Source organism: Silicimonas algicola, from assembly GCF_003970735.1.
Taxonomy (GTDB): domain Bacteria; phylum Pseudomonadota; class Alphaproteobacteria; order Rhodobacterales; family Rhodobacteraceae; genus Silicimonas; species Silicimonas algicola.
The window spans coordinates 432,455-457,500 of record NZ_CP034588.1; the positions used below are offsets into that span (position 1 = coordinate 432,455).

Here is a 25,046-nt window from a genome sequence, read left to right on the forward strand (position 1 = left end):
GCCTCGTTCGTCTGCCTTATGTCTCCGGCAGGGCGTAGGCGATCTTCATGTCATCGGTCACCACGCCCGGCGGTTCCGAGATCTTTTCCATCATGTTGATCGAGATGTGCGGCCAGCGGATCAGACCCTCGACACCGTCACGGCGTGGGAAGAAGTCGAGGAAAATGAACTGCGCATAGGCGAGGACGAGCTTCGGCTTGCCATCCAGCCCTTCCTCGTCCAGCTCCATGATCCAGAAGATCGAGCGCATGAAGTTGGCGTCGGCCTGCCTCTCGATGAACGGGATGTTCACGATACCCGCTTCCTTGAGGCTGGTGTCGAGCGACAGCTCCGTCGTGCGCACAACGTTCGCCGGCAAGCCGAGCCGCAGCAGTGCCGTCGGATCCGCTGGAGAAAAGCCAGGGAAGGGTGTGCCGGAGAGGACGCCCTTGAACGGGTCCTGCGAGAAGGCGCGGTAGGGAAAGAGATACGCCGTCTCGTCGGTGGCGGCATCGACCGCCTCGCTGATGTCGCCGACAACCACGCCTTCAGGAAAGGCACTCATCACGGGAATCTCGGGCGGGCCGTCGAACACGCGCGAGGTGCCAAGAGCCGTGGCCGCGTTGCCGTGCGGGATCGTGGCGAGCCGTCCGATGTCGATACCGTCGATACGCTGCTCCTTCATGTGAAGGAAGAAGCCTGGCTCGTGGTGAATGGGCAACTCGGGCGGGCCTGCCACGTCGCTGTCGCCGATGTCGTCGGCCGCGATCTGTGCGATGGTCTGCTCATAGTCCAGCGCAGCGACCTTCTGGTCCGCCTGCGCGGTCATGCCTTCGTTGGTGATGCCCCGGTTGGGCACGGCCTCGTCGACCTTCGTGAAGGTCAGCACTTCGTTGTACTGGTTCATCAGAAGCCGGTAGTTGCGGAACTGGCCCTGCTGCGCGAAGGGCAGGGCGATCAGGTTCCAGCCGCGTCCGTCGAAGGGGCTGGCGGCGGCGCCTTCAAGCGTCCCAACACCCCGGAAGTTGCTGTTCATCCGGAATTCGGGTCGGACGTTCGCCCAGACCCCCGGAAGTTGCTTCAGAGGCCCGAGAGCCTCGTCGTTCATGCTCGCGAACCGGATCTTTCGGTTCTCGTAAACGGTGTTCCTGTTCATGTCCAACATGGGAAAAGTCCTTTCGTCGAAATGTCTCAGGCCTGAAAATTATGGCCAAGGGTCCGGGAAAAGGGCTTGGACCCGGGCTGCAAGCTAGCACAGAGTGGGCCTTGAAATGGGGCAGGGGCCGGGGCTTTCCCGGCGCGTTCACGTGCGGAGGCTGTGTTTTCACGACGATGGACTGGGTGACGGACTGGAAGCTTCCAATCGGCAGATGGGCCGAAGCGATCGTCGACTGGCTTCAGCGAAACGCCCAGGGCGTGTTCGACGTGGCAGAAAGGGCCTTGGACGGGCTGATAGAAAGCGTGGCCTTCGCTTTGGAGAGCCTGGGGCCGCTGATCGTCACGCTGGTGTTCGTGGCGCTGACCTACCTGCTTCAACGCAGTTGGAAGAAATGCGTGATCGTCGGCCTCGGCATGCTGTTCATCGTCAACCAGGGCTATTGGGACCGCACGATCGAGACGCTGACGCTGATCCTCGTCTCCTGCATCGTCTGCATGGGGGTAGGCATTCCCATAGGCATCCTCGCCGCCCGTCGCCAGTGGGTCTATGGCGTCCTCGAGCCCGTCCTTGACCTGATGCAGACGCTGCCGACCTTCGTTTACCTGATCCCGGCCGTCATCTTCTTCGGCCTGGGCCAGGTGCCGGGCTTGATCGCGACGGTGATCTTCGCGATCCCCGCGCCGATCCGGCTGACCTACCTCGGCATTTCGACCGTGCCTGCCGCGCTGACCGAGGCCGCGACGGCTTTCGGCGCGACACCCATGCAACGTCTCTGGAAGGTCGAAATGCCGTCCGCCTTTCCCCAGATCATGGTCGGCCTGAACCAGACGATCATGCTGTCGCTGTCGATGGTCGTGATCGCGACGCTCGTCGGCGCCGGAGGCCTCGGTCAGCCGGTCCTGAACGGGCTGAACCGGATGCAGCCCGACCTTGGTTTCGAGTCGGGTTTCGTCATCGTGGCTCTCGCCACCGTCCTCCGCGTCATGCTGGAGGTGCGGAAGCGATGAGCGCCGGGACATCCGCCGTCACCTTCGACAACGTCTCGATTGTCTTCGGAGACAAGCCCGACCTTGCGATGCCTCTGATGGACGAAGGCCTCGGCCGGTCCGAGATCCAGCAGCGCACGGGGCAGGTCCTGGGCGTCCACGACTGCTCCTTGACGGTCGGAAAGGGCGAAATCCTCGTCCTCATGGGCTTGTCCGGGTCAGGCAAGTCGACGCTGCTCCGCGCGGTCAACGGGCTGAACCCGGTGGTTCGCGGTCGGGTGATTGTCGAGGATGGGGACGCGCAGGTCGACATCACCCACGCCGATGCCGCCACGTTGCGCCACATGCGGCTTCGGCGGATCGCGATGGTGTTTCAGCAGTTCGGCCTTCTTCCCTGGCGGACGGTACGCGACAACGTGGGCTTGGGGCTCGAGCTTGGCGGCGAGACAAGCAAGGAGCGTCGCGGGCGGGTGGACGAGCAACTCGCTCTCGTCGGCCTCTCCGATTGGGCGGAACGCAGGGTCGGCGAGCTGTCGGGCGGGATGCAGCAACGCGTCGGTCTCGCCCGTGCCTTCGTGACCGAAGCGCCGATCCTTCTGATGGACGAACCCTTCTCAGCGCTCGACCCGCTGATCCGCACCCGGCTTCAGGATGAATTGCTGGAATTGCAGGGCAAACTGCACCGGACCATCATCTTCGTCAGCCACGACCTCGACGAGGCCTTCAAGCTGGGAGATCGCATCGCGATCATGGAAGGCGGCCGGATCGTCCAGTGGGGCACGCCCCGCGAGATCTATCAGCACCCCGCCAACGACTATGTCGCCGAATTCGTGCGCCACATGAACCCTCTCGGCGTGCTCTGCGCACGTGACGTGATGGAGCCTGCCGGGTCCGCTGCGCAAGGCACCATCGGGGCCGACGATGAGATCGACGACGTGATCCGTGCCGTTCTGGAGACCGGAGCGCCGGTGGCCGTGGTCGAGGACGGACAGTGTATCGGTCAAATCTCGCGCGAGAGCGTTCTCGCTCGTTTTCTGCCATCGGGCTGACCACTTAGCCGAAGGCGCGGGCAGGTCGGGAACGACGATGCCCGCTTCGGGTTTTCCGTTTCCACCCCGAACCCAGTTGTGGTCTATTCGGACCGGGCCGGGGCACGTCCCGGGGAGTCACGGCAGGCTATGGCAGAGCAGACCGACACCGAAAGCCGGAAGCTTCTCAGGCGCCTGCGGGACACGCTGGCCGAAGACACGGCGGGTCAGGCTAGGCTGGATCATATCGTCGAACTGATCGCCACCTCGATGCGGACCGAAGTCTGCTCGATCTACCTGTTCCGCGATCCCAAGACGCTTGAACTCTGCGCCACCGAAGGCCTGAAGTCCGAAGCCGTTCACAAGACGCGGATGAAATTGGGCGAGGGTCTTGTCGGTCGCGTCGCCCGCGACGGGCGCGTGGTCAATTCCGCCGATGCTCCGGCCGAGCGCGGCTTCCGCTACATGCCCGAGACCGGGGAGGAGGTCTTCTCGTCCTTTTGCGGTGTCCCGATACAGCGGCTGGGCACCAAGCTGGGGGTTCTCGTAGTCCAGTCGCGCGAGGCTCGCGCCTTTTCCGAAGACGAGGTCTACGCCCTCGAGGTCGTGGCGATGGTGCTGGCCGAGATGACCGAACTCGGCGCTTTCGTCGGCGAAGGCGAGGCGCTGCGCGCGCTGCACACGACGCCCGTCATGTTCCGGGGCGGTATCGGCCAGGAAGGCGTCGCCGAGGGACACGTCTACCTTCACGAACCGCGTGTCGTGGTCACGAACCCCGTCGCCGACGACCCCGAAGCCGAGATGACGCGCCTGCACGCAGCCATCGAGACTCTGCGTCTTTCCGTCGACGACATGCTCGAATCCGTGGGTGAGGATCCCGTCGACAAGGACCAGCGAGAGGTTCTCGAGGTCTATCGCATGTTCGCCCACTCGCGGTCCTGGCTGAAACGCATGGAAGAGGACATCGCCGCCGGTCTATCGGCCGAGGCTGCCGTCGAGAAGGAACAGTCCTCCGCGCGCCGCCGGTTGGGAGAGGCGGCCGACCACTACATGCGCGAGCGCCTTCAGGACCTCGACGACCTCTCGAACCGGCTTTTGCGCATCCTGACCGGGCAGGGCAGGGACACCGGCGCGGGCATTCCCGAGGATCCGATCCTCGTCGCCCGCAACATCGGTCCGGCCGAGCTTCTGGACTATGGCCGCGGCAAGCTGAGGGGCATCATCCTTGAACAGGGGTCGGTGGGCAGCCATGCCGCCATCGTCGCCCGGGCCTGGGCGATCCCCCTGATCGTCCACACCGAAGGGCGTATCACGCAGGAGGCGCTGAACGGCGATCACATCATGGTCGACGGCGACCAGGGGATCGTTCACCTGCGGCCCGACGCGGGCGTCGTTTCGGCCTTCCGCGACAAGATCGCCATGCAGGCGCAGGCGCAGGAGCGCTATGCGGGCCTGCGCGGTCTTCCGGCCGAGGCCAAGTGCGGCACCGTCGTGTCGCTCCACATGAACGCCGGGCTGATCGCCGAGCTTCCCTCGCTCGAAGGCTCTGGGGCCGACGGCGTGGGCCTGTTCCGCACCGAACTTCAGTTTCTCGCCCGGAACAAGGTGCCGAAGCGGTCCGAATTGGCCGCGATCTATTCCCGGGTTCTCGACGCGGCACAGGGCAAGCGCGTCGTGTTCCGCACGCTCGACATCGGCTCGGACAAGGTCCTTCCCTACATGAAGCGCGAGGAAGAGCCGAACCCGGCGCTTGGCTGGCGCGCGATCCGCGTCGGGCTCGACAAGGTCGGAGTCATGCGGATGCAGCTTCAGGCGCTGCTGCGCGCCGCGAACGGACGACCGTTGACGGTGATGTTCCCGTTCATCGCCCAGTTCGACGAGTTTCGCATGGCGCGCCAGCACCTTCTTGACGAGGTCGAGCGCGAGCGGAAGCTGGGTCATCCTCTGCCCGAGAAGCTCGAGATCGGCGCCATGCTCGAGACGCCGTCGATCGCGTTCGCGCCGCGTCAGTTCTTCGAGATGTGTGACTTCATCTCGATCGGTGGCAACGACCTGAAGCAGTTCTTCTTCGCCGCCGACCGCGAGAACGAGCGCGTGCGCCGCCGTTACGACAGTCTGAACGTCAGTTATTTGACTTTCCTCCAGCAGATAGTAGAGCGCTGCAACGCGACCGGCACGCCTGTCAGCTTCTGTGGCGAAGATGCCGGGCGGCCTATCGAGGCGCTTGCCCTGACCGCCATGGGCCTTCGCTCGCTGTCGATGCGGCCTGCCTCCATCGGTCCGGTCAAGCATCTGATCCGGCGCGTCGACTTGTCGGATGCGCGACGTGTCATCGACGCGGCCCGCGAAAGCGGTGATCAGTCCGTTCGTGGTGCGGTGATGGAGTGGCTGCGGACCGTCGGCCCCTAGGCCGACAGGGTGTAGCGCGTCCAGTAGCGCGTCTGCATCATCAGGCAGGCACCCGCAAGGCCGACGGTGAGGCCGAGCCAGATGCCTGTCCCCCCGAGGCCGAAGGTGAAGCCCATCACGTAGCTGACGGGAAGCCCGACGACCCAGTAGCTGACGACAGCCATGATCATCGGCACGCGGGTGTCCTGAACGCCGCGCAGCATCCCAAGGGCCATCACCTGCCCGGAGTCGACGAGTTGGAACAGGGCGGCCACTGCCAGAAGGCTTGCCCCCGCGGCGAGGATGGCTGGCCGCTGCGGATCGGCAGGATCGACGAACAGGCCGACGAGAGAGCCGGGGATCGTGAGAAAGATGATGATGGTCAGCCCTGCAAAGGTCAGGGACATGCCCATGGCGGCAAGGCTCGCCACTCTCAGCGTGTCGCGGTCGCCCACGCCCCAGTAACGGCCGCCGCGCACGGTGATTGCCTGGCTCAGGCCCATGTGAACCATGAACGTCAGGCTGGCGATCTGAAGCGCGATACCGTGGGCGGCGAGTTGGATCGTTCCGACCCACCCCATCATCGTGGTGGCGGCGGCGAAGAGACCCACCTCGGCGAAGGTGGTCAGCCCGATCGGCCAACCCAGTCGAAACACGCGGGCGAAGTACTCGCGGTCGATGCGGTGGATGTTCCTGAACAGCTGGTGGCTTGGCCGAGCCCGCCCGGCGTAGACGGCCAGAAGACCGAAGGCGATCAGGTTGCCGAGCAGAGACGCGATTCCCGCCCCCGAAATCCCGAGCTCGGGAAAGCCGAGGTTGCCGAAGATCAGCAGCCAGTCGAAGACGAAATTCAGAACTGCGCCGAGGATCGTGATGAAAAGGATCGCGCGCGTCAGTTCGAGCGCCGAGAGATAGCTCTTCAACACGTTGACCAGCAGTGCCGGCGTCATGGCGAGCCCAAGCCAGACCATGTAGATGCCGGCCAGGCGCGAGACCTCCGGGTCCTGGCCGATGGCCAGAAAGATCGACTCGGCGAAGATGAAGAAGGGCGTGACGATCAGCCCCCAGAGCGCCGAGAGCCACAGCCCCATTCGGGTGATGCGTCGCACCTGCCGGCCGTCGCCCTGCGACAGGGCCGAGGCGATCATCGGCATCACCGCCCATCCGAAACCCGAGCCCAGAACGAAGACGTTGAACCAGATCGGCCCGGACAGCGAGAGTGCGGCGAGGGACGGGATGTCGTACCATCCCATCATCAGCGTGTCGGTCGTGACGATCGCCATCTGCGCCAGGTGGCTGCCCACGAGCGGAAGGCCGAGCCCCAGAAGGGCGCGGATCTGTTCGCCGGCGCGGGCCGGCGGCGCGTGAGGGCTGTCCTGCTGCATGGCCGCCCTTTAGCCTCGCCGCGCCGCGCTAGGCAAACGAAATCGGTCAGGCGTATTCAACGACCTCGATCTCGATCCCGTCAGTGTCGCGGAAGTAGAAGCGGCGTCCCGGTTCATAGCTCGCGTGGTTGTGCGGCTCGAACCCCTCGGCGCGCACGCGCGTCTCGGTCGCATCCAGGTCGTCCACGACGACGGCCCAGTGGTTGAGGCCGCCCTTGGTGCGATAGCTCTCGTCATTAGGGTCGCGCGGTGGTTCGGAAAAGCTGAAGAGGGCGACATACGCGTCGTCGGTTCCGCAATGGATCGTGCGGCCCGTCGTCATGCCCGGGCCCTGCCAGCGCACGCGCCAGCCGAAGACGCGACCGAGCCATGCGGCGGTCGTGGCGGGATCCGAGACGGTGACGTTGAGGTGTTCGAGACGTGCGGCAGTCATGAGAAGGCTCCTGATCTGAGTGACAGGAGGAATTCCTAGGGCCTCAAGTCAACTTGAGGTCAAGCTAAAATTCAGTCGCGGATTTCTTCCGGCGCTACGCCCCATATCGAGGTCTTCGCGACCCAACCCTTGCTGCTTCCGGCAACGATCCGGCACCAGTCCAGAGTGCAGGCCCCCAGCCGCGCAATCACGCCGGCCTCGGCACGCGCGTCGATTTGCGCGGTGGGATCGGGCTTGATCCGAAGCGCCACGAGGTCGTCCTCGACGATGACGTGCCGCACGCCAGACAGAAGCGAATAGTGCATCCATCCGCCCTGGCCGTCACGATCTTCGACCCGTCGCCAGTGCCCGTGCTCGCCGGTCACCACAAGGGGCATGTTCCGCCGGGTAAAGACCCAGTCGATGCGATGGCTCAGCGATGGTCCGCGCCGCGCGTTGCCTTCGTCGGCCTTCAGCGAGACGAACCGCGGCATCGGCAGGTTCGTGACCTTGCCGCGCTCCTCGGCCGCCGCAGGCAGACACAGGAGGGCGCACAGAAAGAGGGCGGCTGCCTTGCGGATCGTCGTTCACCTGCTCGTTTCGGCGCACCCCGGAAAGGCGTCTTGTGCCGAGTTCGGTTCCTTGACACTTTGCCAGCAAGCGCCGGACAAGGAAAGACACGAGGAGCCGTCCATATGCCCGACAAGCGCCTGAGTGTGGTCGTCACGCGACGCCTGCCAGAAGCGGTCGAACGGCGCATGGCCGAACTTTTCGATGTCACCCTGCGATCTGAGGACCGGCCGATGCCGCGCGAGGCGCTGGCCTCGGCGATGCGTGAGGCCGATGTCCTGGTGCCGACGCTGACCGACCCCCTCGATGCCGCGCTCCTGTCGCAGGCGGGCGATCGGCTGAAGCTCATCGCGAACTTCGGCGCGGGTGTCGACCACATCGACGTCACCACCGCGCGCCAGCGCGGCATCCTCGTCTCGAACACGCCCGGAGTCGTCACCGAGGACACGGCGGACATGACGATGGCGCTGATCCTGTCTGTCACACGTCGCCTGCCGGAAGGCATGGCCGTGATGCAGAAAGGCGATTGGGATGGCTGGGCTCCGACGGCGTTTCTGGGCGGGCGCCTGCGAGGACGCAGGCTGGGCATTCTGGGCATGGGCCGCATCGGTCAGGCTGTGGCCCGCCGCGCCGTCGCCTTTGGCATGGAGGTTCATTATCACAACCGCCGCCGTCTTCGGCCCGAGGTGGAATTGGACCTGGGAGCGAGCTGGTGGGAGAGCCTGGACCAGATGGTATCGCGCGTCGATATCGTCTCGATCAACTGCCCGCACACGCCGTCGACTTTTCATCTGCTGAACGCCCGACGCCTCAAGCTGATGAAGCCGACCGCCGTCATCGTGAACACATCCCGGGGCGAGGTGATCGACGAAAATGCGCTTACCCGGATGCTGCGGGCGGGCGAAATCGCGGGGGCAGGCCTCGACGTCTTCGAACACGGGACCGAGTTCAATCCGAGGCTGCGCGAGTTGCCGAACGTCGTCCTCCTGCCGCACATGGGATCGGCCACCGTGGAGGGCCGGCTGGAAATGGGCGAGCGCGTCATCATCAACATCAAGACATTCGACGACGGCCACCGGCCGCCCGACCTCGTCGTCCCGGCGATGCTTTAGGGCTGATCCCGTTGCGCGCAGCCGTACGTCTCGTCGCACTTTGTATGATCGTTCTGACCGCCGGTTGCGCGCGCCCCATGACCGAGGACGAGACACGCTTCGCCAAGGACCTTTTCGGTCCCTCTCTCGATACCTCGCGGGTGCGCGTCGCGCTTGGGCTGGGCATAACCCCGGCCCATCCGACGGTTGCAAGAGGCTTCGTCGAGGTCAAGGCGACCGACAAGGCCTGCGTCCGCACGCCCCAGCCGCGCGGCGCGCAGCCTCCTCAGGCCTTCGCCTTTCGCGACCGCGTTCACTTCGAGGGCGGTCTCTACTCCGGCGACATGGCGATGACCTGGCCTCGTGCGCTGCGTATTCCCCACGCTCTCATCTTCGCGCACGAGCTGACCCATGTCTGGCAGTGGCAGAACCGGGCCGAGACCGGCTATTCGGCCGCCCGCGCCGTAGCCGAGAGCTGGCGTATCGCCGACCCCTATTACGCCCCTCCGGGCACCGAGGACTTTTGGGCCTACGGGTTCGAGCAACAGGCGGCGCTGGTCGAGGACTTCGTGTGCTTTACGCTCGCAAACCCCGGCCACCCGCGCCGCCACGAGCTTCGCTCCATCCTCGCCCCCGTGTTTCCGGTGGATCGGTTCGAGGCAGCAATCGGCCGGTAAGCGAGTGGTGCCTCGCTGCGGCCGGCGCGGTGCCGTCAATCGTCAGAACCACTGTCCGGGCTCCATCAGACCCAGGTCCAGAAGCTGCTGCGAGCGCCATTGGAAGGGCGCCGAGTTATGCCAGCGGAAGGTGTCGATGTCGAAGCGGCTGGCGGGGTTGAGGCGCAACGCCTTCGCCGTCCGGAAAGATACGATGGCCGCCGTCAGGTTGTGATGCCAGGGGCAGGAGTAGGTGTTCAGCTCTTCGTCCGACCAGGTGTGATCGGGCCGAAGCGCTATGTCCTTCCTCGTCCGCACCAGCGCGATCCTGTCGATGCGGCGGCGGCTTTCGTCGATGTGCTCTTCGAACCGCCAGCGCAGTCCGCCATAAAAATCGAGCTGCCGGTCTTTCAGGCCGTCGTCCCGTTGGCGCGCCAGAGCGTAGTAGCCGGACCTGTCGAGGTGCGCGTCCGCCAGCGAGACGGCGTCGTCCGCGCGCCTCAGATCGGCGGCGTAGAGATCGATGACATAGGTCAGCATCGAAAACCGCCGTTCCTCGGCGTGGAAGGCCAGCATCTCGCCCACGGCACGGGTCTCGCAGAACGGGAAGAACAGGAACTCGGCGTTGTAGCAGTAAAAGAACCACGTCTTTTCGGGCAGACCCCGCACGATAGCGTTCACAGCCTCGACCGTCGCACCGAGCTTCATGGTCGGATAATCGACCCGGATCGCCAGTGCCTGGGCATCGGCCTCGACGGTCAGCTCCGAAGGCGCAAGGAGGATCAAGGTGCGAAATCCTTGACCCGCGTGGTGGCGCAGCGTCGCGGCGACTTCGACCTCATCCTCGGCGATGACGACAGCGACCGGGCCTTTGGCCTTTTGGATGGCGTCATCTCTCATCAGGGCGTCGAGGCCCGAAAAGCGCATCTTCTCCCCCACCACCACCGCTTGCCCCGTCGCGCCGACTTTGTGTCATGCGGTCGCCGCCCTTGGCAAGAAGCCGGGCGGCGTGTAGGACGCTTGGCCTGACGGAAAGGGGTCTCCATGTCCGAGCCGAAGAAGCTGTTCATCAAGACCTACGGCTGCCAGATGAACGTCTACGACAGCGAACGCATGGCCGAAGCGCTTGCTGGTCAGGGATATATCCCCACGGACACCGCCGCCGACGCCGACATGATCCTTCTGAACACTTGCCACATCCGCGAGAAGGCCGCCGAGAAGGTCTATTCGGAACTGGGCCGCCTGCGCCCGCTGAAGGAAGCCAAGCCCGACCTGAAGATCGGCGTTGCAGGTTGCGTTGCGCAAGCCGAGGGCGCTGAGATCATGGCGCGACAGCCGCTCGTGGACCTGGTCGTGGGGCCGCAGAGCTACCACCGGCTTCCCGAGCTCGAGGCGCGCGCCGGTCGCGGTCGCAAGGCACTCGACACCGACTTCCCCGAGGACGACAAGTTCGACCGTCTGGGAGCGCGGCCGAAATCGCAGCGCGGTCCGACGGCCTTCCTCACGGTGCAGGAGGGCTGCGACAAGTTCTGTGCCTTCTGCGTCGTGCCCTACACCCGGGGCATAGAAGTCTCGCGCGCCGCGGACCGCGTCCTGTTGGAGGCGAGGGATCTGGTTGAACGAGGCGTGCGCGAGATCACGCTCCTCGGTCAGAACGTAAACGCCTATCATGGTCACGAGGCAGGCCTGGCTGGTCTGATCCGCGATCTGGCCCGGATTGACGGGCTGCACCGGATCCGCTTCACCACCAGCCATCCGAACGACATGGACGACGCCCTCATCGCGGCCCACGCCGAGGTGGAGAAGCTAATGCCCTACCTGCACCTGCCGGTGCAGTCAGGGTCTGACCGCGTACTGAAAGCGATGAACCGCAAGCACACGGCCGACGACTATCTTCGGTTGGTCACTCGCATCCGGGAGGCACGGCCGGACATCATGCTGTCCGGAGATTTCATTGTGGGCTTCCCGGGCGAGACGGATGCCGATTTTGCCGACACGCTCGGCCTGGTCGAGAGCGTCGGCTACGGGCAGGCGTACACCTTCAAGTATTCGTCCCGCCCCGGTACGCCGGCGGCAGAGCGCGTGCAGGTGGCAGAAGACGTCAAGGACGAGAGATTGCAGACGCTTCAGGCGCTGATTGGACGCCAGCAGAGGGCGGCACAGGACGCCATGGTCGGCCGGACAGTGCGCGTTCTCTTCGAGAAGCCGGGTCGAATGGCGGGGCAGATGGTCGGAAAGTCCGAATATCTTCATGCAGTTCATGTGCAGACGACCGGCGTCGAACGCGGCGACATCCTGCCGGTGCGTATCGTGTCATCGAACAGTAACTCTCTCAAAGGCGAGATTTGAGCACGACCGGAAACCGGCGACACAGAGTGACCGTCGAGGGGCCTTATTGGCGCTTCATCCGTGCATCATTTCCCTAGAGGACGGGATGCCCCGGACGTTGGAGAAAATAATGGTGAACCGGCTTATCGCGAGGACTTCGAAAGTTATCGAGGACTTTGCCCGATCCGAAGACGGAAACGTGACCATCGACTGGACGGTGCTGCTTGGTGGCTTGGTGGGACTGTGCTTGGCGGTCATGGCCCTGATCGGCGGAAGCTTGGTCGCCTTCTCTGACCGTGCCGAGGTCGAGTTGAGCTCGCGGGAAGTGGCGCAGTACTAGCGCGGTTTTCAGGCGGTCATCGGATGAGATGAACCAATGTGCGGGCAGTTCCCCGCAACATGTCGTGGAACTTTCACAGCACTGACCGAGATATCCTTGCAGACCCATGCTTGCATATGCAGCATTGGCACACAGAGGCATCGACTCGGAGATCCGATATTTGGTCATAGGCGTCCTGACCCCGCACGTCCCCGCCACGCCAGCCGACGTCCTCGAGACGCGGCTTGAATTTCCAGACAACCGGCTGTTGATCGAGCTCTTCGGTGAGCTCAACCGCAACCTCGTCCAGATCGAGGAAGCGCTGTCGGTTCAGATCGTCCATCAGGGAAATCAGCTTGCTGTCTTCGGCGAGGCTGGAGCGATCGGACGGGCGGCCGAAGTCCTTCAGGCCTTGTACGAACGTCTGGAAGCGGGGCGCGAGCTGACGACCGGGGACATCGACGCCGAGATCCGGATGGGCGGCGCCCGGGTTGCGCCTGACGCCGAGCCTGCGGGCCAGATGGAGCTCTTCAAGGGCGGTCGGGTCGAGATCAAGACACGCAAGAAGACGGTCGAACCCCGGACCGAGGCGCAGAAATCCTACGTGCGCGAGTTGTTCGCCAACGAGATGGCCTTCGGAATCGGACCTGCGGGCACGGGCAAGACCTATCTCGCCGTGGCCGTGGGCGTGAACATGTTCATGGGTGGACACGTCGACCGCATCGTCCTGTCCCGCCCCGCCGTCGAAGCGGGGGAGCGTCTGGGCTTTCTGCCGGGTGACATGAAGGACAAGATCGACCCCTACATGCAGCCCCTTTACGACGCTCTGAACGACTTCCTTCCCGGCAAGCAGCTACAGAAGCTGATCGAGGAGAAGCGGATCGAGATCGCACCCCTGGCCTTCATGCGCGGACGCACGCTGTCCAACGCCTTCGTCGTCCTCGACGAGGCGCAGAACGCGACGCAGATGCAGATGAAGATGTTCCTGACCCGTCTCGGGGAAGGCAGCCGAATGGTCATCACCGGTGACCGCACGCAGGTCGATCTGCCTCGCGGCGTAACCTCGGGACTGTCCGACGCCGAAAGGCTGTTGACCGGCATCGAGCGGATTTCCTTCAATTACTTCACGGCGAAGGACGTGGTGCGGCATCCGCTGGTGGCGAAGATCATCGAGGCCTACGACCGCGAGGCCCCTGTCGGCTGAGGCTCAGGGACAGCCGTCGCTGCGGGTCGAAGCGTCCGGCATGATTGTCCGGCAGAACGTCACATCCTTCAGACCGGCTGCCCGCATAGCCGCGTCTGTCAGATCGGCGTCTGTCAGGTCGGCTCCCGACAACACCGCGCCGGACAGATCGGCACCGCGCAAGACCGCGCCTGTCAGGTTGGCGCGACCCAGGTTGGCGCCTGACAGGACGGCGGAGGTCAAATCAGCCTCCGTCAGGTCCGCTTCTGTCAAGGAGGCTTGCGGCAGGGCCGCCGCCTTCAACGAGGCACCTCGCAACGTCGCACCGGTCAGGATTGCCTGCCGTGCGTTGGCTCCGTCAAAGATGATTCCCGTCATGTCGGCCCCTTCGAACCGGACGAAGGGCATGAAGGTGTCGCTCATGTCCGCGCCGGTCAGATCGGCTCCGTCGAAGACGGCATAGGTCAGATAGGCGTCTTTCAGGTTCGCGCCTGCTAGATCGGCCTCGCGCAGGTCGCAGTCGCGGCACTGGTTTTCGGCAAGGAGGCGTTCGACCGCCCCCGTCTCGGCTGCAAGTACCGGAAGGGCGAAGAGCAGGCATGCGACCGGAAGCAGACGTCTCATGCACCGACTATGTCCACGGTCGGGTCCTCCGTCTGCCGCCACTTTGGTCCCAATTGTCAGTCGGCCGCCGGAACCGGACAGTTTGAACTACGCAAATGGAGGAGATCACGCATGGCTTTCACCTTCAGGACAGCGGCTGCGATTCTCTGTCTGGCGGCATCCGCCGCGACGGCGCAGCAGGAATCGGGCCGCGTTGGATCAGGTGCCCCAGAGGACATATTCATGGAGATCACCCATGGCGAGGACGGAACGCCAGTGCTCTCGCCCGAGGAGTTCACGCTCGCGAACGGCGGCTACTATCGCTTCAACGTCGTCTGCCCCGAAAAGCTGACGTCCGAAACCGGCCTCCACTTCGAAGCAACCAAGCTTCTAGAGAACGCACACATCCGGGTGCTGTCTGTCGGTGGCGTCGATATCGAATTCTACACTCAGGGCCTGAGCTTCCGCGCCATCGAGTGCGACGACGCTGGTTCGGCGCGCTTCAGCTTCCACCCGATGCGGACGGGCGTCTACGAAATCTATGTCCGCGATCAGGCCGTGCCGCCGAAGGAGGCCTTCGGCAGGGTCGTCGTGGAGTGATCAACCGGATCCAATGAGAATGCCCGCCGCCAGCACCAGCGCGCCGCCGAGCACCACCTGAAAGGCGGCGCGGAAGAACGGTGTTTCCATGTAACGGTTCTGGATCCAGGCGATGGCCCAAAGCTCGATGAAGACGACGACGAACGCAATCATCGTTGCGGTCCAGAAATGCGGGATGAGGTAAGGCAACGCGTGGCCGAGCCCGCCGAGAGCGGTCATTACCCCGGACGCTATCCCGCGCTTGACCGGCGACCCGCGGCCCGAAATTGCGCCGTCGTCGGAAGCGGCCTCGGTGAACCCCATGGAGATGCCCGCCCCCACACTCGCCGCCAGACCCACGAGAAAGGTCGTCCAGGGATCCTGCGTGGCGAAGGCGGTCGCAAAGATCGGCGCGAGGGTCGAGACCGAGCCATCCATAAGACCCGCGAGCCCGGGCTGCACCCAGGTCAGCACGAATTGACGATGCGCCGCCCGGCCTTCATCCTCGCGTGCGCCCTCGTCGAGATGGGTTTCCACCAACGCGTCGGCCTTGGCGGAGTGGCCGGCTTCGGCGGCCGCGAGGTCGCCGAGGAGCTTTCGCGTTTCCGCATCCGTCGTGCGGGCGGCGGCCGTGCGATAGAAGCGCTCGGCGTCGCGCTCCATCGTTTCGGCCTCTTCGCGGATGCGCTCTATGCCGAGGTTCTCGATCAGCCAGACGGGTCTGCGGGCGTAGTAACCCGAGACATGCTCACGCCGTATAAGGGGAATCGTTTCACCGAAGCGCTTGCGATGCAACTCGATCAGGCGCTGGCGGTGCGTGTCCTCTTCGACCGCCATGCCGTCGAAGATCGCCGCCGAGGCCGGAAACTCTGCGCGAAGGCGTTCGGCATAGGTGCGGTAGATCCGCGAGTCGTCCTCTTCGGACGAAATGGCGAGGGCCAGCACTTCCTGCTCTGAGAGGTCGGAGAAGCGGCGGCGGCTGGCGATGCCCGGGATCATGATGATGTCTTTCTTAGAATGGTTCCAATGTAGAGAAGCTGTGGCGATGGGCAAGAGCGCGATGACGCCTGCGTGTGCGGAACTTGTAAAAACTGAACCGGACAGTTTATATTTCGGGAAGGCAGGATGAGGACGCCATGAACGCTCCCGACACGACTTTGAAACAGGGCCGCAAGTGGGATCAGGTCCTGGGCGGCGCGCGGACGGTTTTCTTGCGTGACGGATTCGAAGGCGCCAGCGTCGACGATATCGTCCGCGAGGCCGGCGTATCGAAGGCGACGCTTTACAGCTATTTCCCTGACAAGCGGCTGCTATTCCTCGAAGTCGCAAAGTGCGAATGCAAGGCGCAATCCGAGGATGCTGCCGCACGGATCTGTTGCAGCGGCGATTTCGCCGAGGGGCTGGCCGACGCCGCGGGTCGCATGGTGCGATTCTTCGTGTCGGACGTGGGTCTTCAGGTTCACCGCATCGTGGTTGGCGAAAGCCAGCGGTTTCCCGAGATCGGTCGCGATTTCTATGCGTCGGGTCCGGCGCAGGTACGCGAGATCCTCAAGGATTTCCTGCGCAAGGGCGTAGAGGCCGGCACGTTGCGGATCGACGATCTCGACCTTGCGGCCGACCAGTTCGCCGAGCTTTGCAAGGCCGGCCTTCACTTGCCGATGGTTCTGGGTCTGCGTGAGCGTCCGACGGACGAAGAGATCGACCGCGTGGTGCTCAGCGCCGTTGACATGTTCCTCTGCAAGTATGGCGTGGCGCCGCGCGGATAAGCGTCGAAGAGCTATGTGAGCCCTGAGACGGGCGGGGCATCGGAGAGGACAGGGCGGCGGGTTTTCAGGGTCCGGCGCGCCTCCTCGACCAGACCCAGTTTCATCAGGACGTTAACGTAAGCCAGTTCGACCAGGTCCCGCTGCGCGCGACTGCCCCCGAAGCGCTCTGCCACGGGCAGAACCGGAACAAGCGCGTCGAGAGCGTCGCTCCACCGGCCACGAGCAATGTGACCGAACGCCAGCGAGACGGGCGCAAGGAGGTCGCCCGCATAGCCGCTGGAGCTTTCGGCCAGGCGCGCGAGGCGGTCGCCCTTGCCGGACATCGCGTGAGCGATGGCAGCGTGGAGGTCGGCGAAGCTTTGGCCAGGGTTCGGGAAATACTGCGCGGCGTATTCGCTGGCAGCAGTCCACCGCCGGGGATCGACAGCGTAGCCTGCGATCTCGGCGCGGTGAAGGATCGCGACGGTATCGGTCAGGATGTTGATAGGCAGACCCTTGGAGGCACCCGGACCGACGCTTCCGTCCAGGATGGCCCACATGGCGCCCTCGTCTCCGTCATGCAGGGCCCAAAGAGCGAGGTGCCAATTGAGGTGGCCATGAAGAACGCCCCGGTCGTCGTAGTCTTGGACCCAGGTGGTGAGGTATTGCCGCCCCGCCGTCGTCTCGCCGCGCTCGTAGAGCGCGTGCGACTTGAAATGCGCGCCGTTTGCATTGCGAGGGTTCAGGGCGAGGGACCTTGCCATCAGAACTTCAGACGCGGCGATTTGACCTGTCTCGCAGAGCGAGACCGCGTGGGTTGCCATCATCCACCAGTCTTCGCCGTAATGAGGCAGCAGGGACTCGGTGAAGGCCAGAAGCGACGCTTCGTGTCCGGCCTCGCCGGAAAAGGCGATCAGGCCGAAGACGCTGGCGCACATCTGGGCCAGCAGAACGTCTCGGGGATGATCGGAAAGATGAGCACGGATCGCCTGACGCGCCTTCGCGGACTGGCCCGAGAAGACAAGCCCGGTCGCCGCGATATGGTCGCGTTCCCGGCTCGTGACGTCGAAGGCCAGAGACTCGGCCGTCTTCAGTGCGTCTTTGGCGTCGGACGTGCGCCCCGCCGACATCAGCGCCCTCGCCAGACCAACGTGGCCAAGGGCGAATTGCGGGTCGGCAGCGACACAGTGCGAGAAAGCGGCGAGACCTTCGCGGTTTGCGCCGAGAAAGAGGGTGACCGCGGACTCGTAGTGATCGCGTGCCTCAGCCGACCGGGTCGTCAGGGTGTTTCCGTATCCATCCGCGAGGCTCATCGTCAGTCCATTTCCGCGACGCCTCGCCGGTCATGGCGCCGCCTTCAGTCCACCCGTCGGACGTGGAGCTGGTTGCCGATCTTCCGTGTCTCGAAGCGCGCAAGCCCTTCGACCAGGTCCGACAGTTTGCGCTTGCCGTAGGTGCGTGGGTCGAAGTCGGGGTTGTCGCGTGTGACGTACTGGCCGAGTTGGCCGAGTGCGTACCACTCGTCGTCGGCGTTGATCTTGTCCATCGCCTTCAGGATCAGCGGAATGGCCTGCGTGGGGTTCTGCTTCGTGGACACGCTTGCATCGGTGCCCTTTTCGACCGGCGCTGGCTCATCGATGATGTTTTCGAGCAGGATGAACCGGTTGCAGACATTACGCAGGCTTTCCGGAGCCTTCGCCTCTCCGATGCCGATGACATCGATCCCTTGCTCACGCGCGCGGTTGGCGAGCGCGGTGAAGTCGCTGTCCGAAGAGACCAGAACGATTCCATCGAAGCGCCCGGTGTGAAGAATGTCCATCGCGTCGATCACGAGACCGATGTCGGACGCGTTCTTGCCCACGGTATTCGCGGTTTCCTGGTGGGCGACGAGGCCGAGATCACGCACGGCCTTCGTCCAGTTGTTCAGGCGCCCGGAGGACCAGTCCCCGTACACCCGGCGCAGCGCAGGTTCGCCGAAGGAGGTTATTTCCTTCAGGATCGCCCCCGCAAACCTTGCCGGAATGTTGTCCGCATCGATCAGGACGGCGTAGAGAGGGCGGTCGCGGTCGACCATTACTTGGGCAATTCGGCGGCGGTCCGGATGACCTTGCCCAGAAGCCCATAGGCGATCGCCTCGTCGGTGTTCAGCCAGAAGTCGCGTTCGGTATCGTTGGCAATCTTCTCGGCCGTTTGACCGGTCGCTTCGGCAAAGATCTTGTGGAAGCGTTCCCGCATGATGCGGATCTGTTCGGCCTGGATCCACATGTCGGACGCCGTCCCGCCGATCCCGCCGCGCGGTTCGTGCAGAAGGAAGCGCGTGTTCGGCAGGCAGAAGCGGTTCTCTTTCTTGGCGCCGACAAAGATCAGAGCGCCTGCCGAAGCGACCCAACCCGAACCGACGGTGCGGACCGTCGGCTTGATGAACTGGATCATGTCGTGGACCATGTCGCCGGATTCGACGTGGCCGCCGGGCGACGAGATGAAGAGGTTGATCGGCGCGTCGGAATCCTCGGACAGAGCGATGAGCTGCGTGGTGATCTTGTGAGCCAGCTTGTCGTTGATCTCACCCGTGATGAGGACGTTTCTGGACTTGAAGAACAGATCCGCTGCCTTGCCGCCGAGCTCGGGCTTGTCGTCGTTCTTTTTCTTGTCGTCGTTGGCCATCGGGGCTGGCTCCGCTCGTTGTTTCGGGTTGTGGGGAATGTCGGATCTCGGCTCCGGAATGGCAAGGGTACATTGAGAATACGTAACTTCAGAGGAAGCGGTGGAGGATGAGGGCGTCGACCTTCTCGCCCTCTGGCATCAGGAAGGCGTGCGGGACGCGTCCAATTGTCTGGAAACCGGCCTTGGTCCAAGTCTCGACGGCGCGGATGTTGGAGGCGAGGACGAAGTTGAATTGCATCGCCTCGAAGCCGATCCGCCGGGCCTCGTCAAGAGAATGCGTCAGCATCGCCCGTGCGACGCCTCGACCCTCGGCGTGTCGCGCAGTGATGTAGCCGCAGTTGCACACATGGCTTCCGCCGCCCTTATAATTTCGACGGATGTAATATGTGCCGATGGCAATGCCGTCCGCCTCGGCGACAAAAGCGTGTTCGGACAGCCAGTAGGCCAGCGCCTCCTCCCGGGGAATGTCGCGGTCGATGGCATAGGTGTCTCCCGCGCGGAACACCGGCTCGAGCATCGACCAGATCGCATCGCGATCACTTGGCCTTGCCGGGCGTAGCGTTAGATCAGCCAAGAAGCATGTCTCGTCGCTTCGGGTTTCGGCGCCTTGCGTCATGGGCTGCGCGCATTCGTTCGCATTTCCGTGCGGTCATTGGACTCCGCTTGACCCTGCGCGACCGGAAAGGCGAAATCAACACGACCCGTTCGAGGATACCCCAGATGACCCGACATGCCGTTACCGGCCTTTTCTTCGCCCTCCTCCTGACTGCCTGCGCCGGCACTCCAGCCTATGACAACGGTCCCGGCGATGACGGGGGATTCTCGAGCGGCGGGGGAAACCTTCCGGGTGCGGGAGGCGGAGCGAACGATCCCCTGGGCAGCCTCGGGGGCGTCGAGTTGTGCGATGCGCCTGAGTACCGCCCTTATGTCGGCCAGCCTGTCGCGGCGACCACCTTTCCGACGGGACCGAAGTTCCGGGTCTATTCCGACACCGACGTGGTGACGCAGGAATACCTTCCGGATCGAACGAACGTCGTTTTCGGTGCCCGGAGCGGGACGATCCTCAGGGTGTTCTGCGGCTGAAGGTGCTCGGGGCCCGGAAGGCCGGGGAGGGGGATTTTTCGAACCCTCCGGACCCGTCGCACGGGTTCGACTTGAGGCATCCGCATTCGCTTTGCCAGTCCGGGACCCAGTCGAATTCGCGCGGTTCACCGCCGAGCGCGGCTTTCGGCCTGCGGTTCCACCGCTTCTGTGCGGAGGGGCGCCGATAATGGGCTCGCCGTCCGCCGATCGGTCCATGTCGCCTTTCTCTCGACAGTGCGGGCGGGGATGGTTACGTTGGGACGAAACAGGAACATAGCTGCCCGCTGCTCCGATGTCCCAGAGACGTATCCTTTCTCTGTGGTTCCCCCGTCTCGCGGCCGAACGCTGGCTGCGCGAGGCGCGTGGCCTGCCGTCCGGACCCTTCGCGGTCTCGGGTGAGGTCGGGAACACCCAGGTGCTGACCTCGCTTTCGGCCGAGGCTCAGGCTGCGGGGCTGGTGCGTGGCCAGCCCTTGCGGGACGCGCGCGCCATGTGCCCCGAGCTTCAAACCCGGATTGCAAACCCGAGGCAGGAGGCGGATTTCCTTGCGGTGTTGCGCAGGTGGGCCGGGCAGTACAGTCCGTGGGTCTCGGAAGAACCGCCCGAGGGGCTTGTCGTTGACCTGACCGGCTGCGCCCACCTCTTCGGGGGCGAAGAGGCCCTGATGAACGAGATCGCCGGAGACTGCGCCGCCTTGGGACTCACCGTCCGCATGGGAGTCGCCGACACGGTTGGCGCGGCCTGGGCGCTCGCGCGATTTTCGGACGGCGAGAGCGGTGCCGCAAGGTCGGGAGACGACATCGCGCAGGAGGCTCGGGCAACGCGGTCGCGCGCGGCCAAGCGCCGGCATTGGGAGCGGGGCGGAGCGGCCCCTGGGGCGCTTGCGTCTGGCAACCGGGCCGGACCGATTGCCCTTCCGGGACAGACCCGCACGGCGCTGGCGCCCCTACCCGTCCTGGCACTGCGAATTGACGGAGCACTGGCCGCGATGCTGAACCGCCTTGGCCTGCGGCGCATCGAAGACCTGGCCGGCCAGCCCCGTGCGGCGCTGGCGCGTCGCTTCGGACGCGAACTCGTGCGTCGTCTCGACCAGGCACTTGGGGTGGAGCCAGAGCCGATAGGACCGGCACGTCCTCCCGCCCATTTCGCCGTCCGTCTTACCTTGCCCGAGCCGATCGGGCTGGCCGAGGACCTGCGGGCCGCTCTCGAACGGATGCTGCCCGTTCTCAGCGACAGGTTACGAAACGCGGGGCAGGGCGCGCGACGGATCCGTCTGGAATGTCATCGCGCCGACCAAAGCATGGAGTGGGTCGAAGTGGGCCTGGCGCGGCCCTCGTTCGAGGCAGACCGGATCCGGCCGCTTCTTACCATGAAGCTCGACGACATCGATGCGGGGTTCGGGATCGACATGGTCCGCCTCGTCGCGGCCTCGACCGAGCCGGTCCACGCCCACCAGCACCGGGGGCATCTGGAGGCGGCGGCCGATGGAGCCGATCGTCGGTCGGGCGGAGTCGAGATGGACGATCTTCTGGGCCGCATCGGCGCGCGGGTCGGGTTGGAGACGATCACGCGGCTTCATCCAGCCGACAGCCATATTCCCGAGAAGACCTCGATTCTCCTCGCGGCCGCCTGGTCCGAACCGTCGGGTTTGTGGCCAAGGCCACGTGCCCCGCGTCCGCTCGAGATGTGGCGGCCCGAGATCGTTCAGGCCGAGGAAACCCCCGATCTTCCCGCATCGTTCCGGTGGCGCGGACGGACGCTCGAGACACGCGTGGCTCTTGGTCCCGAGAGGATCGCGCCGGAGTGGTGGCTGGACGATCCCGACTGGCGGAGCGGCATCCGGGACTACTGGCGCGTCACCACGCGGTCGGGGGAACGGCTTTGGCTCTATTTTGCGCACGGGGCGACGATGTCGCCGGGATGGTTCTGCCATGGGAGTTTCTGCTGAAAAGACCGACCGCTTTCCTCAAAAGGAAAAGGGCGGGGAAGATCCCCGCCCTTGCTCGTGGACACGACCGCAGTATCAGCTTGCGGGCATGATCACCTTGTCGATGACGTGGATCACGCCGTTCGACGCCGCGATGTCCGGCGTCACGACGGTCGCATCCTCGACCATCACGCCGTTGTCGAGGTCGATCGTCACGTCCGACCCCTGAACGGTCGTGGCCGACATGTCGTCGGTGAGATCGGTGGACATCACCTTGCCCGGAACGACGTGGTAGGTGAGGATCGAGACGAGTTGATCCTTGTTTTCGGGCTTCAGCAGGTCTTCAACCGTCCCTGCGGGCAGCGCCGCGAAAGCCTCGTCGGTCGGCGCGAAGACGGTAAACGGGCCTTCGCCCTTCAGCGTATCGACGAGGCCGGCGGCCTGGACTGCGGCAACGAGCGTGGTGAAGCTTCCAGCGTCCACCGCGGTGTCGACGATGTCCTTGTCCTGGGCGAAGGCCGGTGCCGCGAGAGCGGTGGTGGCCGCCAGGGCGATGAGAGTGCGGTGCATGTGCGTCTCCTCTGTACATATTGCGAGGATGTCTGCGTGACATCGTGGCTACTACGGAGGCATGAGCACACCAGATCAGATGAATTTATGGGGTTTCGCGCCTTGACGAGAATGCTCGGCGGGCTAAGCCCGGCAGTTTTCGCGAACCACTGACAAATGCGTGATCCCTTGTGATCCACCGTCATGTTTCAACCGAGCAGCAAGGCATGACTATAGCGTGAGACGGATTGCCCGAGGGGAAAGCACGGCGCATCTTTGCCGGACAGATTGCGAGGAGACAGCATGGCACACCGGTACATCAGCGACCTCACCCGGGCGGATGTGACCCCTAAGGAGATGTGGCGGACACGCCGGCAGATCATGGCAGGCGCTGGCGCCGCGGCCTTGGGGTTGGCAGCAGGTCCGGCGCTCGCGAAGCTTGGCGCGGTAAAGACCGGCTACGGCCAGGATCTTGAGCCGAACAGCTGGGCCGACATCACGAGTTACAACAACTTCTACGAGTTCGGGACGGGCAAGGAGGATCCGGCCCGGAACTCCGCCGACATGGTCACGGACTTCTGGACGGTTAAGGTCGACGGTCTTGTGGACGCTCCGGGGGACTACACCCTCGCGCAGCTATTGGACGGCATGACGATCGAAGAGCGCATCTATCGTTTCCGCTGCGTCGAGGCCTGGTCGATGGTCGTGCCCTGGGCGGGTTTCGAGCTGGCGGACCTTCTGAACAAGGTCGGCGTGAAGCCCGAGGCAAAGTACGTCTCGTTCGAAACGGCCGTCATTCCTGGCGTAATGGAGGGCGTCAGCTATCCGGTGCTCGACTGGCCCTACCGGGAAGGTCTGCGGCTGGACGAGGCGATGCATCCGCTGACAATCATGGCGACGGGGCTTTACGACGAACCGCTGCCGAACCAGAACGGCGCGCCGCTGCGACTGGTCGTGCCATGGAAATATGGCTTCAAGTCCATCAAGTCGATCGTTCGAATCAGCCTTGTGGAAGAGATGCCCGAGACCAGCTGGAACCTGTCGAACGCCCGTGAGTATGGCTTCTTCTCCAACGTCAATCCGCTTGTCGATCACCCAAGGTGGAGCCAGGCAACGGAGCGGCGCATTGGCGGAGGGCTCTTCGCGCGTCGGCAGGAGACGCTGATGTTCAACGGCTACGAAGCCGAGGTGGCGTCTCTCTACGATGGCATGGACCTCGCCGAGAACTACTGATGACCACGGCGCAGCGCATCAACCTCCAGCTCAAGCGTGTGCCGGCCTGGCCGATTTATGTCGCCGGTGCGCTCGTGCCATGTTGGTATCTCTACCTCGGCCTGACCGGGGGACTGGGGGTCGATCCCGTCAAGGCAATGGAGCATGCCCTTGGCGAGAGGGCCCTGCAGCTTTTAATCGTCGTCCTGGCTGTAACGCCGCTGAGGGACGTCACCGGCGTCAGCCTCGTCAGGTTCAGGCGGGCGCTTGGGCTTGTGACGTTCTGGCTCGTGTCGTGCCATCTGGCCGTCTGGCTGGTCCTCGACGTGCAGATCCTTTCGCAGATTTGGGCGGACATCCTGAAGCGTCCCTACATCACCATCGGCATGCTCGCTTTCGTGCTGATGATCCCGGTCGCCATCACGTCGAACAACCTGTCGATCCGCAAGCTTGGACCGAAGCGCTGGAAGCGGTTGCACCAGTTGACCTACGCCTGCGCGGGCTTGGGAGCGATACACTTCGTCATGCTGGTGAAGGGGTTCCAGATCGAGCCGCTGGTCTACCTCGGTATCGTTCTCGCGCTGCTCGCGATGCGCCTGCCGCGTCCTGTGAAACGCGCCGTCGCATAATGTGACTTCCCCCGGCCAGCCCGTCGCGTAATCTCCGGCGGATGGACAGGCAGGACGCGCCGCGGGCGACACTTCTCATCATGACGATCTTTGTGCTTCAACCCTTCGCCATCGGCGGGTGGCTGGCGCTGATACCTGTCATCAAGGAAACCATAGGACTTTCGAAGGGGCAGCTTGCCTTTGCGCTGATAGGGATGCCCATTGCGTTGATCCCGTCGCTTCAGATCGCGGGCCGCGTCCTGTCTGGGTTCGGGCCGCGCCGCGTGCTCTGGACGTTCTTCCCGCTGCAGGCTGTCGCGGCGATCCTGCCGGTCCTCTCGACCAGTGGGCCGACGCTGTTCCTGTCGCTTGTCCTGCTTGGCGCCGTCACCGGCTTCAATGAGGTCGCGATGAACGTCTATGCCGGACGCCTGGAAAAACGCGCGGGCGTGATGATCATGAACCGCTGTCACGGCTTCTGGGCGGCAGGCCTGATGGGAGGGTCGGCTGTCGCCGTGTTCTCGGAAGGGCTGACGCCGGTTCAGGTCATGCTGCTCCTCGCCGCGGTGTCCGGGGCAGGGGGCGTGCTGGC

At 64.3% G+C, this 25,046-nt stretch carries 27 protein-coding genes (1 of these 27 cut by a window edge); 15 read left to right on the plus strand and 12 right to left on the minus strand.

The genetic code is table 11. The features are described 5' to 3' along the window. Positions 1–16: 16 nt before the first annotated feature. Positions 17–1,135, minus strand: coding sequence for a heme-binding protein (locus EF888_RS02125; protein ID WP_206508405.1), 1,119 nt, complete (start codon positions 1,133–1,135; stop codon positions 17–19). Between the two features lie 176 nt (positions 1,136–1,311). On the opposite strand from EF888_RS02125, the gene choW reads away from it, so the two are divergent. The 3 genes from choW (at position 1,312) to ptsP (ending at position 5,561) form a co-directional block, all read left to right on the plus strand. After that, entirely contained in the window at positions 1,312–2,145 is an 834-nt protein-coding gene (gene choW / locus EF888_RS02130; protein ID WP_109757233.1) for a choline ABC transporter permease subunit, read from the plus strand. Beyond that, entirely contained in the window at positions 2,142–3,173 is a 1,032-nt protein-coding gene (gene choV / locus EF888_RS02135; protein WP_109757234.1) for a choline ABC transporter ATP-binding protein, read from the plus strand. Before choW ends, choV begins: the two co-directional genes overlap by 4 nt. Positions 3,174–3,302: 129 nt before the next feature. After that, positions 3,303–5,561, plus strand: coding sequence for a phosphoenolpyruvate--protein phosphotransferase (ptsP, locus tag EF888_RS02140; protein WP_109757235.1), 2,259 nt, complete (start codon positions 3,303–3,305; stop codon positions 5,559–5,561). Here the strand turns inward: ptsP and EF888_RS02145 are convergent. The 3 genes from EF888_RS02145 to EF888_RS02155 all read right to left on the minus strand — a co-directional run bounded on the left by EF888_RS02145 (position 5,558) and on the right by EF888_RS02155 (position 7,918). Beyond that, positions 5,558–6,925: an MATE family efflux transporter gene (locus EF888_RS02145; RefSeq protein WP_109757236.1), complete on the minus strand. Its 1,368-nt coding sequence runs from the start codon at positions 6,923–6,925 to the stop codon at positions 5,558–5,560. The genes ptsP and EF888_RS02145 overlap by 4 nt on opposite strands. A 46-nt stretch (positions 6,926–6,971) precedes the next feature. Next, entirely contained in the window at positions 6,972–7,358 is a 387-nt protein-coding gene (locus EF888_RS02150; RefSeq protein WP_109757237.1) for a VOC family protein, read from the minus strand. A gap of 71 nt (positions 7,359–7,429) precedes the next feature. Continuing rightward, positions 7,430–7,918, minus strand: a complete 489-nt coding sequence (locus EF888_RS02155; RefSeq protein ID WP_241239873.1) for an SH3 domain-containing protein — start codon at positions 7,916–7,918, stop codon at positions 7,430–7,432. 114 nt (positions 7,919–8,032) lie between these two features. Between EF888_RS02155 and EF888_RS02160 the strand changes: the two genes are divergently transcribed. Both EF888_RS02160 and EF888_RS02165 read left to right on the plus strand, forming a co-directional pair. Then, on the plus strand, positions 8,033–9,019 hold the full coding sequence (locus EF888_RS02160; RefSeq protein WP_109757239.1) for a 2-hydroxyacid dehydrogenase: 987 nt from the start codon (positions 8,033–8,035) through the stop codon (positions 9,017–9,019). 44 nt (positions 9,020–9,063) lie between these two features. Next, entirely contained in the window at positions 9,064–9,675 is a 612-nt protein-coding gene (locus EF888_RS02165) for a hypothetical protein (protein ID WP_126918470.1), read from the plus strand. A gap of 42 nt (positions 9,676–9,717) precedes the next feature. Here EF888_RS02165 and EF888_RS02170 read toward each other — a convergent pair whose 3' ends face one another. Further along, on the minus strand, positions 9,718–10,581 hold the full coding sequence (locus EF888_RS02170) for a hypothetical protein (protein WP_109757241.1): 864 nt from the start codon (positions 10,579–10,581) through the stop codon (positions 9,718–9,720). 117 nt (positions 10,582–10,698) lie between these two features. Here EF888_RS02170 and miaB point away from each other — a divergent pair, with 117 nt between their 5' ends. From miaB to EF888_RS02185, 3 genes are all read left to right on the plus strand, one after another. Beyond that, complete coding sequence (gene miaB / locus EF888_RS02175) at positions 10,699–12,003, plus strand: tRNA (N6-isopentenyl adenosine(37)-C2)-methylthiotransferase MiaB (protein ID WP_109757242.1); 1,305 nt, start codon at positions 10,699–10,701, stop codon at positions 12,001–12,003. Positions 12,004–12,112: 109 nt separating this feature from the next. Further along, positions 12,113–12,322: a hypothetical protein gene (locus EF888_RS02180; RefSeq protein ID WP_126918471.1), complete on the plus strand. Its 210-nt coding sequence runs from the start codon at positions 12,113–12,115 to the stop codon at positions 12,320–12,322. A 160-nt stretch (positions 12,323–12,482) separates the two neighbouring features. Next, positions 12,483–13,505, plus strand: a complete 1,023-nt coding sequence (locus EF888_RS02185; protein ID WP_420902651.1) for a PhoH family protein — start codon at positions 12,483–12,485, stop codon at positions 13,503–13,505. A 3-nt stretch (positions 13,506–13,508) separates the two neighbouring features. On the opposite strand, the gene EF888_RS02190 is transcribed toward EF888_RS02185, so the two are convergent. After that, positions 13,509–14,108, minus strand: a complete 600-nt coding sequence (locus EF888_RS02190) for a pentapeptide repeat-containing protein (protein WP_109757245.1) — start codon at positions 14,106–14,108, stop codon at positions 13,509–13,511. A gap of 222 nt (positions 14,109–14,330) precedes the next feature. Between EF888_RS02190 and EF888_RS02195 the strand changes: the two genes are divergently transcribed. Then, complete coding sequence (locus EF888_RS02195; protein ID WP_126918472.1) at positions 14,331–14,687, plus strand: hypothetical protein; 357 nt, start codon at positions 14,331–14,333, stop codon at positions 14,685–14,687. Here EF888_RS02195 and mbfA read toward each other — a convergent pair whose 3' ends face one another. Next, entirely contained in the window at positions 14,688–15,665 is a 978-nt protein-coding gene (mbfA, locus tag EF888_RS02200) for an iron exporter MbfA (RefSeq protein ID WP_109757247.1), read from the minus strand. It lies immediately after the preceding gene. A 137-nt stretch (positions 15,666–15,802) separates the two neighbouring features. On the opposite strand from mbfA, the gene EF888_RS02205 reads away from it, so the two are divergent. After that, positions 15,803–16,432: a TetR/AcrR family transcriptional regulator gene (locus EF888_RS02205; protein ID WP_109757248.1), complete on the plus strand. Its 630-nt coding sequence runs from the start codon at positions 15,803–15,805 to the stop codon at positions 16,430–16,432. An 11-nt stretch (positions 16,433–16,443) separates the two neighbouring features. On the opposite strand, the gene EF888_RS02210 is transcribed toward EF888_RS02205, so the two are convergent. The 4 genes from EF888_RS02210 to EF888_RS02225 form a co-directional block, all read right to left on the minus strand. Continuing rightward, positions 16,444–17,724, minus strand: a complete 1,281-nt coding sequence (locus EF888_RS02210; RefSeq protein WP_109757249.1) for a tetratricopeptide repeat protein — start codon at positions 17,722–17,724, stop codon at positions 16,444–16,446. A gap of 44 nt (positions 17,725–17,768) precedes the next feature. After that, on the minus strand, positions 17,769–18,485 hold the full coding sequence (locus EF888_RS02215) for an NYN domain-containing protein (RefSeq protein ID WP_109757250.1): 717 nt from the start codon (positions 18,483–18,485) through the stop codon (positions 17,769–17,771). Continuing rightward, a complete protein-coding gene (locus EF888_RS02220) occupies positions 18,485–19,075 on the minus strand; it encodes an ATP-dependent Clp protease proteolytic subunit (RefSeq protein ID WP_109757251.1) in 591 nt (196 codons plus the stop codon). Before EF888_RS02220 ends, EF888_RS02215 begins: the two co-directional genes overlap by 1 nt. 88 nt (positions 19,076–19,163) lie before the next feature. Beyond that, positions 19,164–19,592, minus strand: coding sequence for a GNAT family N-acetyltransferase (locus tag EF888_RS02225; RefSeq protein ID WP_109757252.1), 429 nt, complete (start codon positions 19,590–19,592; stop codon positions 19,164–19,166). Positions 19,593–19,795: 203 nt separating this feature from the next. Here EF888_RS02225 and EF888_RS02230 point away from each other — a divergent pair, with 203 nt between their 5' ends. Both EF888_RS02230 and EF888_RS02235 read left to right on the plus strand, forming a co-directional pair. Next, on the plus strand, positions 19,796–20,158 hold the full coding sequence (locus EF888_RS02230; protein ID WP_109757253.1) for a hypothetical protein: 363 nt from the start codon (positions 19,796–19,798) through the stop codon (positions 20,156–20,158). 292 nt (positions 20,159–20,450) lie between these two features. Next, positions 20,451–22,106: a DUF6504 family protein gene (locus EF888_RS02235; protein ID WP_109757254.1), complete on the plus strand. Its 1,656-nt coding sequence runs from the start codon at positions 20,451–20,453 to the stop codon at positions 22,104–22,106. Positions 22,107–22,181: 75 nt separating this feature from the next. On the opposite strand, the gene EF888_RS02240 is transcribed toward EF888_RS02235, so the two are convergent. Then, positions 22,182–22,655, minus strand: a complete 474-nt coding sequence (locus EF888_RS02240) for a fasciclin domain-containing protein (protein ID WP_109757255.1) — start codon at positions 22,653–22,655, stop codon at positions 22,182–22,184. A 282-nt stretch (positions 22,656–22,937) separates the two neighbouring features. Between EF888_RS02240 and msrP the strand changes: the two genes are divergently transcribed. The 3 genes from msrP to EF888_RS02255 form a co-directional block, all read left to right on the plus strand. Then, on the plus strand, positions 22,938–23,867 hold the full coding sequence (gene msrP, locus EF888_RS02245; protein WP_109757256.1) for a protein-methionine-sulfoxide reductase catalytic subunit MsrP: 930 nt from the start codon (positions 22,938–22,940) through the stop codon (positions 23,865–23,867). Next, positions 23,867–24,475, plus strand: a complete 609-nt coding sequence (gene msrQ, locus EF888_RS02250; RefSeq protein WP_109757257.1) for a protein-methionine-sulfoxide reductase heme-binding subunit MsrQ — start codon at positions 23,867–23,869, stop codon at positions 24,473–24,475. The genes msrP and msrQ overlap by 1 nt, the downstream gene beginning before the upstream one ends. 80 nt (positions 24,476–24,555) lie before the next feature. Beyond that, on the plus strand, positions 24,556–25,046 hold the 5' end (the start) of the coding sequence (locus EF888_RS02255) for an MFS transporter (RefSeq protein WP_241239773.1). Its footprint extends 622 nt past the window's final position; the window shows 491 of its 1,113 coding nt (coding positions 1–491); it begins with the start codon at positions 24,556–24,558; the stop codon falls past the right edge of the window.